The organism is Planktothrix sp., assembly GCF_046067725.1.
Taxonomy (GTDB): domain Bacteria; phylum Cyanobacteriota; class Cyanobacteriia; order Cyanobacteriales; family Microcoleaceae; genus Planktothrix.
In genome coordinates, this window is record NZ_JBJUDF010000009.1 from 1 (window position 1) to 13,063 (window position 13,063).

Here is a 13,063-nt window from a genome sequence, read left to right on the forward strand (position 1 = left end):
TAGAAAACAGCGAATATAAACTCGAAAATCAATATAATCGTTCCGTGCGTCGAGAAGGAAATGAAACCGCTAAAACCATTATTCACGAAATCTTTGAAATTGTCCCTCGTCAATGGCGAGGTTTGGGTGAAATTCCCCAAAGTGGGTTAGGAATTAAAGCCAAATATATTGATTTTGATGCTCAAAAACGCTTTAATTCTCAACGGTTAATTCCCGTTTCTTCTCCTTGTGCTGACTGTATCAGTGGAGAAATTTTACAAGGAATTAAAAAACCCCATGAATGTTCTGCCTTTGGAACCCGTTGCACTCCTGAACATCCGTTAGGTGCACCGATGGTTTCTTCTGAAGGAGCTTGTGCGGCTTATTATCGCTATCGTCAACAAACTCCCCACAATAAAATTCCGATTTCTTTATAAATTGGGTGATTGTAGGCGATGGACTTCGCCCAGCCGAAGGCGATCGCAGATTGTTATAATTTACTTTAGTTAAGCAATAATTAGCAAGAACTTGCTCCCTAACCTCCTCAGCTTTGATCTAGCGTCTTGATCCACCACCGGAATACAATAGTTCCAAATTGTAAGATCAAGGGAATCAACTCAGATTAACGCAGGAGTGGTAAATTCATGTGTGGAATTGTCGGTTATATTGGAACTCAAGTCGCCAGTGACATTTTAATCGCAGGATTAGAAAAACTAGAATATCGGGGTTATGATTCTGCGGGTTTAGCGACGATTTGGGAAGGAAATATTCATTCGGTTCGGGCGAAAGGAAAACTCTATAATCTACGGGAAAAATTAGCTCAGGTTGAAATGCCTTCTAGTATTGGCATTGGTCATACACGCTGGGCAACTCATGGTAAACCGGAAGAACGAAACGCCCATCCTCATCAGGATAATCAAGGACGAGTGGCGGTTGTTCAGAATGGAATTGTTGAAAATTATCGAGAATTACGAGAAGAATTAAAAGCTAAAGGTTATGAGTTTAAATCGGATACGGATACAGAAGTTATTCCTCATTTAATTGCTGATATTTTGATAGCTAAAAGTTCAGAAAAAATTACCTTTTTAGATGCTGTTATTAAAGCGGTTAATCGTTTAGATGGAGCCTTTGCCATTGCCGTTTTATGTGCAGATTCTCCTAATGAATTAATTGTTGCCCGTCAACAAGCTCCCTTGTCTATTGGGTTAGGTCAAGGGGAATTTTTCTGTGCTTCTGATACTCCAGCTTTAGTTCCTTATACCCAAGCCGTTTTAAGTTTAGAAAATGGTGAAATTGCCCGTTTAACTCATTTGGGTGTGGAAGTTTATACGTTTACTGGAGAACGTTTACATAAAGTTCCTCGCATTCTCAATTGGAGTCCGTCTTTAGTTGAAAAGCACGTTTTTAAACATTTCATGCTCAAAGAAATCCATGAACAACCCGGAGTTGTTCGGGATTGTTTACAAGCTTATTTGAATCAAGACTGTGAACTAGAAGCGGAACAAATATCTAAAAAATTGGCTCAAAAATCTGCCGATCAAAAACAAACTTCACCGATTAATTTAAGTATTCCTTCTAGTTGGTATCAAGATTTAGAACAAATTGAAATATTAGCTTGTGGAACCAGTTGGCACGCGAGTTTAGTCGGCAAATATTTACTAGAACAATTAGCAGGAATTCCGACGATTGTACAATATGCTTCAGAAGCGCGTTATGCACCCACTCCCCTCAGACCTCATACCTTAACCATTGGTGTTACCCAGTCAGGAGAAACAGCCGATACCCTTGCTTCTCTAGCAATGGAACAGCAACGCCGAATTAATGCTCCACCACAATACGCAGCAAAACTATTAGGAATTACGAACCGTCCTGAAAGTTCTTTAGCTCAATTAGTTCCCCATATTATTGATACTAGAGCCGGAATAGAAATTGGCGTAGCAGCAACAAAAACCTTTGTTGCTCAATTAATTGCCTTTTATTTATTAGCCTTAGATATGGCTTGGCATCGTCAAACCTTACCGAAATCTCGCTTGTTAGAAATTATCAAAGATTTGCGACAACTTCCGACTCAAATGGAACAGTTATTACAGGATCAAGAAAAATCGATTGAGGAGTTAGCCCATGATTTTAATGAAACTCATGATTTTATCTTTTTAGGGCGAGGAATTAATTTTCCCATTGCGTTAGAAGGAGCGTTAAAATTAAAGGAAATTAGTTATATTCATGCTGAAGGATATCCGGCTGGAGAAATGAAACATGGCCCGATTGCTTTATTAGATGAAAAAGTACCCGTTGTGGCGATCGCAATGCCGGGAACTGTCTATGAAAAAGTCATTTCTAATGCTCAAGAAGCCAAGGCACGAGATGCTCGTTTAATTGGGGTAATGCCGAAGGAAGAACCGGAAGCGAAGGAAATCTTTAATGATGTTTTAGGAGTTCCTGTTGTTGATGAAATTTTATCTCCGATTTTAACTGTTATTCCCCTGCAATTGTTAGCTTATCATATTGCAGCACGGCGAGGATTAGATGTCGATCAACCTCGAAATTTAGCCAAGTCTGTAACAGTGGAATAATTGAGTTTATTCTTTCTGGAGGGTAACAATTAAGAGATAAACTCAACCCTCTTTTATCACTTCAAGGGAAAGGTTTGATTTTTTGACGATAGCGCTACGCTCAAGGGAACTGCGATTGACTGGGAACAGCTTAACTTTAAGAACTGAAAGGGTTTGCTGGATTCAGAAATGTCCTAACTGTAATGCGTAGCGCTAGAGGTTCAAACTTTCCTAAGTGAACAAAAGAGGGTGATTATTGAATGGGGGATAATCCATATAACCAAACAATTAATAATGGAGTAACAAGAGTTAGGATTAAATTCAAAGGAGCACCAACACGGGTAAAGTCAAAGAATTTATATCCCCCTGGACTGTAAACCATTGTATTCGTTTGATAACCAATGGGGGTCATATAACTATTAGAAGCGGCAAAGGTAACAGCATACATAAAGGCAAATGGATTCAAACCTAATGTTATGGCAACTTTTACCGCAACCGGAATCATTAAGACAACTGTTGCATTATTCGAGAGAATTTCTGTCAGAATCGATGTGGCAATATAGAAGAATAATAAAATCCAATACCCGGATAAATGACCGCCAAAACCAACTAAGGTATCAGCTAACCATTGAGTTGAACCGGATTTATCCATTGCAATTCCTAATGGAATTAATCCCGCTAATAAAAAGATCACATCCCAACGAACCGCGCCATAAATTTCTCCGGGTTTAATACATCCTGTAATCACCATTAAAATCACACCCGCTAAAGCACTGACTAAAATCGGCATAATATCAAATGCAGCGAGAACAATAACGCCTAAAATAATTGCCAGTGCGACCCAAGCTTTATCTTGTCTGAGATTTTCTACATCTCGTTCTTCTAAAACTAACAGTTCCCGTGTGGTTTGTAACCCAATAAAGCTTTGTTTTGGGCCTTGAAGTAATAATAAATCCCCAAATCGTAAGGGAACTTTCCCTAATCGTCCTTGAACTAATTCTGAACCGCGACGAATAGCTAAAACCGTTGCGTTATAGCGTTGACGGAATCTTAAATCTTTTAAAGTGGTTCCAATTAATCGAGAATTCGATAAAATTAAAACCTCAGCTATTTTTTCTTCACCCGAACTCAAGACCGTTTCTAAAGATTCTTCTTTAAATTTCACATCAGGAAAAATATCTAACCCTCTTTCATCTCGGATTTTTAATAAATCTTCTCGACTACTACGAACAATTAAGATATCTCCTGCACTTAATACTTTATCCCCTAACGGTTGGGGAAAGCGCATCTTATTTTGAATTAATTCAAGTACATCTAAATCAAATTTGCGTTGAATTTCACTTTCGTTAACGGTTTGTCCCACCAAACTAGAACGGGGAGTAATCACGAGTTCACTCACATAATCTTTTAACCCATATTCCTGTTCAAGAACTTCAAAATTGGGGGGTTTACGGTCAGGTAAAAGTCGAGGAGCAATAATAGCTAAATAAATTAAACCGATAATAAAAGTAATAATGCCTAATACCGTAAATTGAAATAACTGAAATTCTCCATATCCCAGTTGTTTAGAAATACCACTAGCTAAAACGTTGGTTGAAGTTCCAATAACGGTAATCATCCCTCCTAAAACAGTGGCATAGGAAAGAGGAATTAATAATTTAGAGGGAGAAATTTTTTGTTTCCGACACCAATCTTCAATAATCGGTAAGAAAATGGCAACCACTGCGGTGTTATTAATAAATGCCGTAATCGGGCCAACAATTAATCCCATGACTAAAATTTGTTGACCCGCCGTTTTTCCACCCCATTTCACTAACCAATCTCGAACGGTTTGTACAACTCCGGTTTTAGTAATTCCAGCACTTAAAATAAACATCGCCATCACCGTAATGGTGGCAGAGTTACCAAACCCGGAGATGCCTTCATCGGGTGTGACTAACTTTAAAATCATTAAAACAACGGTAACAGTGAGGGCGGTTAAATCAACGGGAAGCCACTCAAAAATAAAGGCAATTAAAGCCAGAATAACAATACTAAGAGTCAGAATAATATGGGTCATGAAAAATCTAATCGGGTGTATCGAAACTCAGAAAATCGGAATTAGGGGTTTGTTGGGGCGGGCTCATCCTGCCCATCGCCAGATTCAGAAGTTAATTCCCCTACTGCTTTTCAGAGGGTGCTGTTGTCGCTTTAGGGGAAGGAGAAGCTTTAGGGGTTGGACTGACCATCGGTGTCGAGGTTGGGGTTGGTGAAACCGTTGTGTTAGGAGCCGCAGGGGTGCTAACGGCCGGGGTTGTTGCGGGTTCACCCATAATACTTGGATTCCCATTATCATAGAATCCGGCTAAACAGGCAATCATCATGGTGGCTAAGGTTCCAGCAAATAATGCTTTCCAGCCTAATTCGGAAATATCTTTTCGCCGAGACGGAACTAAACCCACCATTCCCCCTACAAAAATTCCCACCGAAGCTACATGGGCAAAACCGGATAAGGCATAACTGACAATTAACACCGTTCTAGGAGTAATTAATCCTTCTTTTGCGGCTTCTGCTAAGGCTTGATAAGGAGGAATTGCTGTTTCTAATAACCGACGACCAATAATCACCGAGGCTGTCCAAGAATCTTCAAAGGGAACTCCTGTTAAAATTGTTAAGGGATAAAAAATAAATCCCAAAATATTCGCTAATGTTAGAACTTTAAAAACGTCTCCCACTGGACTCGGTAATAAACCTAACCAGCTTGAAAATTGATTAATTAAAGAAACTAATCCCAAAATTAGGATCAAAACCGCAGCAATGGCAACGGACATTTTTACCCCATCTAATGCCCCAATAATGGCTGAATCTAGGGGGCTAACTCGCTCCATGAGTTCACCGCCAATGCTTTCGAGTTGGGGTTCTTCGCCTTCATGGGTGACGAAATTCTCTTCTTTTTTCTCTTCAGGAAGCATCCCTAAAGTTAAGGGTTTATCGGTTTCAGGAACTAAAATTTTAGAAATGACAAAACAGGCAGGAATTGCCATAATAGAGGCAGAAACTAAATGTCCTAAAATATTCGGGAAAACCGGTCTTAAAAAACTAACATAAATGGCTAAGGTTGAAGAAGCCGCCGTTCCAAAACAACAACTTAGAATGGCACACAGTTCGGAACGGGTCATCTTTTCTAAGTAGGGTTTAACCACAATGGCGGCTTCAATTCCAACAAAAATATTGGCGGCACCGCTTAAGGCTTCTGCCCCACTTAAGCGCATTGTTTTATAGAATAACTTAGCAAAAATATTGGTAACAAATTGAATCACACCTAAGTTATATAACAATGCCATTAAGCCAGAGAAGAAAATTACCGTAGGTAAGGCTCTAAATGCAAAAATATAACCTAAATTAACATCAGGGGTTTGTCCAGGAATGGGAACAATATTTTTTCCAAAGACAAATCTAGCTCCTGTATCGGCAGCATAAAATAAACTATCGAGAAGACTACTAAACCATTCTAAAGCCGTTCTGGTGGGAGGAAACAGAAATACTAAAAAGGCTAAAACCAATTGTAAGCCAATCCCTAAACCCATTGTTCGCCAAGGGATGACTCGTTTATTTTCTGAGAATAACCAAGCGATAAAGCATAAGGCAAAAATTCCCAAAAAAGAAATTAAATTTAGGTAACTCATAAGTGTTTTTTGGTATATTCCTAATTAATTGTTTCCTCATTTTATGTACCCTGGGTTCTCGTCCTGATTCTATTGCGAATGGGGTCACTTGGCAATACTGTTGAGTAAAACTTAAAAAACCTTGAGGAATTGGGGTTAAAATAGGAAACCCAATCGCTCCAGAATGTCCCACTGAACGGTATCGGGTTAGCCGTAGGTTGTTGAGTGCAACGCTACCACTAACCCTGTCAAACGTCAATGTCACCAAACCCAAAAACCGAGTTGATAATCGTTATCTTGGGCTTTGAATCAAGAGTTATCCTTTACAAACTAGGGTTTTGACGACGTTGGAAAAACCATCTTTGAACCAGTTTTTCCATTTCAATCCAGACAAACATTAAGGCACTAAAGCCTAAACAGATTAACAATTCTGTAGATGTTAAAGCGTGAGTTCCAAAGAAACTTTGTAAGGGCGGAACATAAATTAATAGTAATTGAAGAACAGTGGTTAATCCTACAGCAGCCCAGAGATAAAGATTCGTTTTCGGATTCATTTGTATTGTTAATTGGCTATCAGAACGCACCGCCAAAGCATGACCCATTTGGGCTAAACATAAGGTTGTAAACACCATTGTTTTCCAACGTTCAGGATTACCCGCGATTTTAGTATGATCGTAAGCCCAAACCATTAAAACAATCGTTAAAATGGCAAAAATAATCCCAATTCTCACCATATATAATCCTAATCCTCGCGCAAAAATACTTTCACGGGGATGATTAGGAGGACGTTGCATCACCGCAGGTTCGGCGGGTTCCATCGCTAAGGCTAAAGCAGGTAAACCATCGGTTACAAGGTTCATCCATAAAATTTGTAACGGCGATAATGGAACACCTCCTAACCCTAAAATTGGAGAAGAGGCAATCACTAAAACTTCCCCAATATTACTACCGAGAATATATTTAACAAAACGGCGAATATTACTATAAACAACTCGTCCTTCTTCTGTGGCGGCAACAATGGTGGCAAAGTTATCATCTAGTAAAATCATATCACTAGCTTCTTTACTAACATCGGTTCCGGTAATGCCCATCGCAATGCCAATATCAGCTTGTTTTAAGGCGGGAGCATCATTAACTCCATCCCCGGTCATGGCGACAAATTCACCATTCTTTTGTAAGGCTTGAACAATGCGAAGTTTATGTTCAGGAGAAACCCTCGCGTAAACACTGACTTGTTCAACTTCTTGTTCTAATTCGGCTTGAGAAAGTTTCTGTAATTCTTGACCTGTTAAACTTAAATCATTAGGGGAAGCAATTCCTAAATCTTGAGCAATGACTTTCGCGGTTAATTGATGATCTCCGGTAATCATGACTGGACGAATTCCCGCTTCTCGACAGCGTTTAACCGCTTCTCGAACTTCAGGACGCGGCGCATCTAACATTCCTACTAATCCTAACCAAACTAATTCCTGTTCGGCGGCTTCTTCAGTGCCTTCTTCGGGTAATGTTGTTAAAGATCGCGTAGCAAATCCTAAAACTCGTAATCCTTTTCCGGCCATTTCATTATTTTGGTCGAGAATTCGTTGACGGTCAACTTCAGTTAATAAAACCGTTTGATTTCCCACCAAAACCGAATCACATTGAGCTAAAATCAACTCCGGTGATCCTTTTGTAAACATCGAAAATTCATCATCAGATTGACAAATCACACTCATGCGCTTGCGTTCTGAAGAGAATGGAATTTCAGCAACACGGGGGTTTTGTTGATTTTGAGTTTCTCGAAATAAACCGACTTTTCCAGCTAACGATAATAACGCTCCTTCGGTGGGATCTCCTAAAATCATCCATTGATTTTTATCTTGTTGTAATTGAGCATCATTACACAAGACACAAGCTGTTAAAATGGGTTTCAAAACTTCAGAAGATGGAGAGATATTGATCTTGTTTTCAGAAGTTATCAGTTGTAATTCCCCAACGGGATCATATCCTTCTCCGGTGACTTGAAACACTTCATTTAAGGTATAAACCGATTGCACAACCATTTTATTTTGAGTCAAGGTTCCAGTTTTATCTGAACAAATGGTTGTAACAGAACCCAAGGTTTCTACCGCAGGTAATTTACGAATTAACGCATGACGCCGTACCATTCGTTGGGTTCCAATGGCTAAAGTCACCGTTACCACAGCAGGTAAACCTTCGGGAACCACCGCCACCGCCATACTCAGAGACACTTCTAATAAATCTTCTAAACGGCTAAAACTTCCGGTTCTAATTACACCGCCAATGACCACTAAGGCGACTAAGGCTAAAGACCCACTGACCAACACATTTCCTAACTGAGACATCCGTTGCTGGAGAGGCGTCGGTTCACTTTCGACACCCTGAATCATTTCTGCAATGCGTCCCAGTTCCGTTGTCATTCCCGTATTAGTAACGACGACTTCTCCCCGTCCTTGGACAACTTCCGTCCCCATGAATACCATATTAATGCGATCGCCTAACGGGGCATCGTCGGCTAATTCCACATTAGGTTTTTTAATCACTCCTTCTGCTTCACCCGTTAAGGCGGCTTCTCGGACTTGCAAATTCTGAGCTTCAATTAAGCGACCATCCGCCGGAATTTGCACCCCAGCTTCGAGAAACATAATATCCCCTGGAACCAATTCTTTTGCTGCCACTTCCAATAACTTACCGTCCCGCATCACCCGAACTTTCGGTGAAGACATCCGTTTGAGGGCGGCTAAGGCTTGTTCTACACGGCTTTCTTGGAAATAGCCTAACATCCCATTCAAAATCACAATCGCAAAAATGGCAACGGCATCCTTGGGAAAACTTCCCTTTCGTAAATCGATAAAGGCAGATACAATGGCGACAGCAATCAGCATCACGAGCATAATATTCGTGAACTGATCCCATAAGATCTCCAAGGGACTGCGACCCGCGCCTTCTTCTAATTCATTCAGACCATACTGTTGTTGTCGTTGAGTCACCTGTTGTAGGGTTAACCCAGTTTCGTTATCTGTATCGAGTACCTTAAGGGCTTTCTCAGCAGCGAAACTGTGCCAAGTGGTAATGGGTTTTAAGGTCGAATCAGAAGACATTGATGAGGATTCGGGAGATACCATTGTCTACTTCCTAAACGTTCCGGCTAATCTACTGTAATCAAATCATAGGTGATTTGTAGGAGGTGTGGAAACCTGCACCAGATCTGTTTTGCAACTCGTCGAGAGGGATTAATACTTATTACCCTTAAAAAAATACATTTTTTGGCTCAATTTATAATTGAAACGATCGAGTACAATAGGCACACAGACTTAATAAACTTTTATTCTTGGCATTAAAACCATTCCTGGCTTAATTGCATCACCTAGTCAATGTTTTAGAATTTCTAACGTCATAATGCGAATTGCTAACCTGTTCAATTCAATCTCTCTGCGGGTCGGGTTGACCCTGTTGTTACCTATTGCTCTGGTGAGTAGTTTTGTCACCGATAGCGTTGTGAGTTCCACTCCTAGCTATGCTCAAAATGCACCTCCCGCTAAAAATCCTGTGGGACGCGCTATGACTGTTCGGTCTGATATTCAAGAAGCGGACGCTCAGACCGGAATTGTTACCGCTAGGGGGAATGTCCAGATTAACTATCCCGCCCGGAGTATTCAAGCGACTGCGGCTCAAGCTCAATATTTTAGTCGAGAACGTCGTATTGTCTTGAGTGGAAATGTGTTTGTTTTGCAAGAAGGAAACACCATTCGAGGGGAAACCGTCACCTATTTGATTGATGAAGGACGATTTATTGCTTTACCTCAAGGAGGTGGACAGGTAGAATCGATGTATTTAGTCCCTGATGAAACTGCCAGCCCTAAAAACGCAACGGTTGAACCTTTTAACCCGAAACCTGCGTTTAAAACCCCGTTAAGTTCACCTTCAGCACCTCGTAACCCTTAAATTATTCCTAACAAATTCCGTTATGAAAATCGTGCTGGAGAATATTCACAAATCCTACCGGAAACGCACCGTCGTTAGTCGAGTGAATCTCTCGGTTTCTCAAGGAGAAATTGTAGGATTATTAGGGCCAAATGGTGCCGGGAAAACCACGACTTTCTATATTGCCACGGGATTAGAAAAACCCACCCAAGGCAATGTTTATCTTAATGAATTGGAGATTACCCATTTACCCATTCATCAACGCGCTCGCTTAGGAATTGGTTATTTAACTCAACAAGCGAGTATTTTTCGCCATCTCAGTGTCAGGGATAATATTTTATTGGTTTTACAGCAAACCGGTGTTCCTCGTCATTTATGGCAAAAACGTCTCCATACTTTATTACGGGAGTTTCGGTTAGAGAAAGTCGCCTCAACTTTAGGTTATCAGGTATCTGGAGGAGAACGACGCCGCACTGAATTAGCTCGTGCTTTAGCCGCCGGATTAGAATTACCTCAATTTTTACTCTTAGATGAACCTTTTGCTGGAGTTGACCCCATTGCTGTTTCTGAAATTCAAGAAATTGTCGCTCAATTACGCGATCGCAATATGGGAATTTTGATTACCGATCATAACGTGCGAGAAACTTTAGCCATTACAAACCGAGCCTATATGATGCGGGATGGACAAATTTTTGCATCAGGAACCGCCGAAGAACTCTACAATAATCCCCTAGTGCGACAATATTACCTTGGCGACAATTTTCAATTATGAAAATCAATGTTTACAAACCCTGGGGTTCAGGTCAACTTTTCCTCCCCTCTGTCTCTATTTTAGATCGATATTTAATCCAAGAAATTATTCCGCCCTTTGTCTTTGGAGTCGGATTATTTAGTTCTGTTGCTCTCACGGTCGGAACCGTTTTTGACTTAGTTCGACAAGTCGCAGAATCAGGGATGGCGGTTTCTATTGCTGTGCAGATTTTTCTATTAAAAATGCCAGAATTCATCGTTTTAGCTTTTCCGATGGCGATGATTTTAAGCGCATTAATGGTTTATGGTCGTTTATCCAGTGATAGTGAATTAATTGCCTTAAGAAGTTGTGGGATTAGTTTATATCGCCTGCTGATTCCAACTTTAATCTTTAGTTTTTTGATTACAGGTTTAACCTTTGGTTTTAATGAGGTAATTGTTCCGGCTGCCAATTATCGAGCCTCTATTACCTATGAACAAGCGTTAAATGAAGGTCAACTTCCGATTCAGGAAGATAATATTTTTTATCCTGAATATGATAAAATTGAAATTGAAGGAACGGATAAAAAAATTAGTCGCTTAGTCCGATTGTTTTATGCTGAAAAATTTGATCGCGGTCAAATGTTGGAAGTCACGATTTTAGATCGCTCTCAACCCGATTTGACTCAAATTATTTCTTCAAAATCTGCCAATTGGAATTTTGCTCAAAATACCTGGGATTTCTTTAATGGTACTATTTATATTGTTAATCCTGATGGTTCCTATCGCAATATTGTTCGCTTTGATCACAAACAAATTCAACTCTCTCGAACACCTTTAGATTTAGCTTCCCAAAAACGCGGGTTTGATGAGATGAATATTGCTCAAGCTCAAGATTATTTAAAGTTGATGAAATTAAGTGGTGATCAACAAAGAATTGTTAAAACTAAAGTTAGAATTCAACAAAAATATGCTTTGCCCTTCTCCTGTGTGGTGTTTGCTTTATTAGGAGTTGCATTAGGTAGTAGACCCCAAAGCACCAGCCGCGCTACGAGTTTTGGGATTAGCGTTATGGTTATTTTCGGATATTATTTACTCTCGTTTGTCACCGGAGCATTAGGTCAAAAAGAAATTCTCACTCCCTTTTTCGCCGCTTGGTTGCCGACATTTTTAGGCATTGGAATTGCGAGTTTTTTATTAGTTCGGGCTTCTAAATAGAAACATGATCATGATCATGCAAATAATATATAACCCCATTCAATCTATTTCATTGCTTCCTGTACTTCATTTAAAGGTAAATCAACAACTTCAGCAATTTGTTCTGCGGTTAAACCTAGTTTGATTAACTTAGAAATAATCTTTAATTGAGTAACACGCAAAACATCATCAATTGTTCCCTTGGAAGGTGCTGTATTTTGCTGATTTGATTCAGTATTTAGAGGATCTCTATTTTCTAATTCTACTAATTCGGAATTAGTGTAAAGATTAAAATGACCAATCTGAACTGGATTAACGAGCCTAGAGTGAGAATTAGCAATTCCTAACCGTTCAACCGTAGCGCAAAAATTCGACTTATTTAAGATTGGGGTGATGACAGTATCATCTAGTTTTAAAGTTTAGATGGGTTCAATATTGACAACAAAACTCGATCCCACTGTCCTAAAGTGCGATCGCTTATTTTAACGTTATCTTTAATTTAATCAGAAATTAAGGATTAGCAAACGTATTAATTTCTCCCCCGCCAATATAACGACCCGGAACCCGATTAGGAACTGAAAAATTGCGTTGAGTTTGACCGATTTGACCCGGTTGTAAGTTGGGATTCATATTACTAGGAGTCATGTAACTATTGGGTTGAATTGGTTGTGAGGTGCTATAATTACCCGGATTTGGAGTGACAGAATAGGAGGGGGCAATATAATTATTAGGATAGGCTGGTTGTCCGGTATAAGGATAGGCATTGAGATTAGAATAGTTTGGGTTTCCGGGCGTTACCGTTGGGACGGTAGGAACAGGCGGAGGTAGGGTAAGATTGGTTTGATAGGGGTTTTGAACCGGAAGGGGAACTGTACCCACCGCAGGGTTCGGATTACCTCTGGGAACACTCCAAGTCGGTGAGAGGGTTTGTCCGGTCACCGTGGGAGTTCCTGTAAAGGGTGTGAGACCAACGGTTGTTCCTGAGAGGGGATTTAATGCTGCGTTAGGATTAGTAAGATGATTCGGAGATAGTGTTGA

Annotated in this window: 7 protein-coding genes and 2 pseudogenes; 5 read left to right on the forward strand and 4 right to left on the reverse strand. The window is 40.1% G+C overall.

Annotated features, from left to right (window positions below):
• Positions 1-416 (forward strand): annotated as a pseudogene (locus ACKPEB_RS00455) (hydrogenase formation protein HypD); the annotation flags it as partial.
• Positions 417-623: 207 nt separating this feature from the next.
• A complete protein-coding gene (glmS, locus tag ACKPEB_RS00460; RefSeq protein ID WP_408962793.1) occupies positions 624-2,552 on the forward strand; it encodes a glutamine--fructose-6-phosphate transaminase (isomerizing) in 1,929 nt (642 codons plus the stop codon).
• 232 nt (positions 2,553-2,784) lie between these two features.
• On the opposite strand, the gene ACKPEB_RS00465 is transcribed toward glmS, so the two are convergent.
• The 3 genes from ACKPEB_RS00465 to ACKPEB_RS00475 all read right to left on the reverse strand — a co-directional run bounded on the left by ACKPEB_RS00465 (position 2,785) and on the right by ACKPEB_RS00475 (position 9,300).
• A complete protein-coding gene (locus tag ACKPEB_RS00465; RefSeq protein WP_408962794.1) occupies positions 2,785-4,590 on the reverse strand; it encodes an SLC13 family permease in 1,806 nt (601 codons plus the stop codon).
• A gap of 100 nt (positions 4,591-4,690) precedes the next feature.
• Complete coding sequence (locus ACKPEB_RS00470) at positions 4,691-6,196, reverse strand: NupC/NupG family nucleoside CNT transporter (RefSeq protein ID WP_408962795.1); 1,506 nt, start codon at positions 6,194-6,196, stop codon at positions 4,691-4,693.
• Positions 6,197-6,498: 302 nt separating this feature from the next.
• A complete protein-coding gene (locus ACKPEB_RS00475) occupies positions 6,499-9,300 on the reverse strand; it encodes a cation-translocating P-type ATPase (protein ID WP_408971230.1) in 2,802 nt (933 codons plus the stop codon).
• A 274-nt stretch (positions 9,301-9,574) separates the two neighbouring features.
• Here ACKPEB_RS00475 and ACKPEB_RS00480 point away from each other — a divergent pair, with 274 nt between their 5' ends.
• From ACKPEB_RS00480 to ACKPEB_RS00490, 3 genes are read left to right on the forward strand one after another with little or no spacing between them, the layout of a single operon-like run.
• Complete coding sequence (locus ACKPEB_RS00480) at positions 9,575-10,120, forward strand: LptA/OstA family protein (RefSeq protein ID WP_408962797.1); 546 nt, start codon at positions 9,575-9,577, stop codon at positions 10,118-10,120.
• A 22-nt stretch (positions 10,121-10,142) separates the two neighbouring features.
• Positions 10,143-10,871, forward strand: a complete 729-nt coding sequence (lptB, locus tag ACKPEB_RS00485; protein ID WP_408962798.1) for an LPS export ABC transporter ATP-binding protein — start codon at positions 10,143-10,145, stop codon at positions 10,869-10,871.
• On the forward strand, positions 10,868-12,046 hold the full coding sequence (locus ACKPEB_RS00490) for an LptF/LptG family permease (protein WP_408962799.1): 1,179 nt from the start codon (positions 10,868-10,870) through the stop codon (positions 12,044-12,046). The genes lptB and ACKPEB_RS00490 overlap by 4 nt, the downstream gene beginning before the upstream one ends.
• 489 nt (positions 12,047-12,535) lie before the next feature.
• On the opposite strand, the pseudogene ACKPEB_RS00495 reads toward ACKPEB_RS00490, so the two are convergent.
• Positions 12,536-13,063, reverse strand: a pseudogene (locus ACKPEB_RS00495) (hypothetical protein); the annotation flags it as partial.

Excerpts from the sequence above, each read along its gene's own strand:
- ACKPEB_RS00480 (WP_408962797.1), top strand. The coding sequence starts at position 9,575 with ATGCGAATTGCTAACCTGTTCAATTCAATCTCTCTGCGGGTCGGGTTG.
- glmS (WP_408962793.1), top strand. The coding sequence starts at position 624 with ATGTGTGGAATTGTCGGTTATATTGGAACTCAAGTCGCCAGTGACATT.
- ACKPEB_RS00470 (WP_408962795.1), bottom strand. The coding sequence starts at position 6,196 with ATGAGTTACCTAAATTTAATTTCTTTTTTGGGAATTTTTGCCTTATGC.
- lptB (WP_408962798.1), top strand. The coding sequence starts at position 10,143 with ATGAAAATCGTGCTGGAGAATATTCACAAATCCTACCGGAAACGCACC.
- ACKPEB_RS00490 (WP_408962799.1), top strand. The coding sequence starts at position 10,868 with ATGAAAATCAATGTTTACAAACCCTGGGGTTCAGGTCAACTTTTCCTC.
- ACKPEB_RS00475 (WP_408971230.1), bottom strand. The coding sequence starts at position 9,300 with ATGGTATCTCCCGAATCCTCATCAATGTCTTCTGATTCGACCTTAAAA.
- ACKPEB_RS00465 (WP_408962794.1), bottom strand. The coding sequence starts at position 4,590 with ATGACCCATATTATTCTGACTCTTAGTATTGTTATTCTGGCTTTAATT.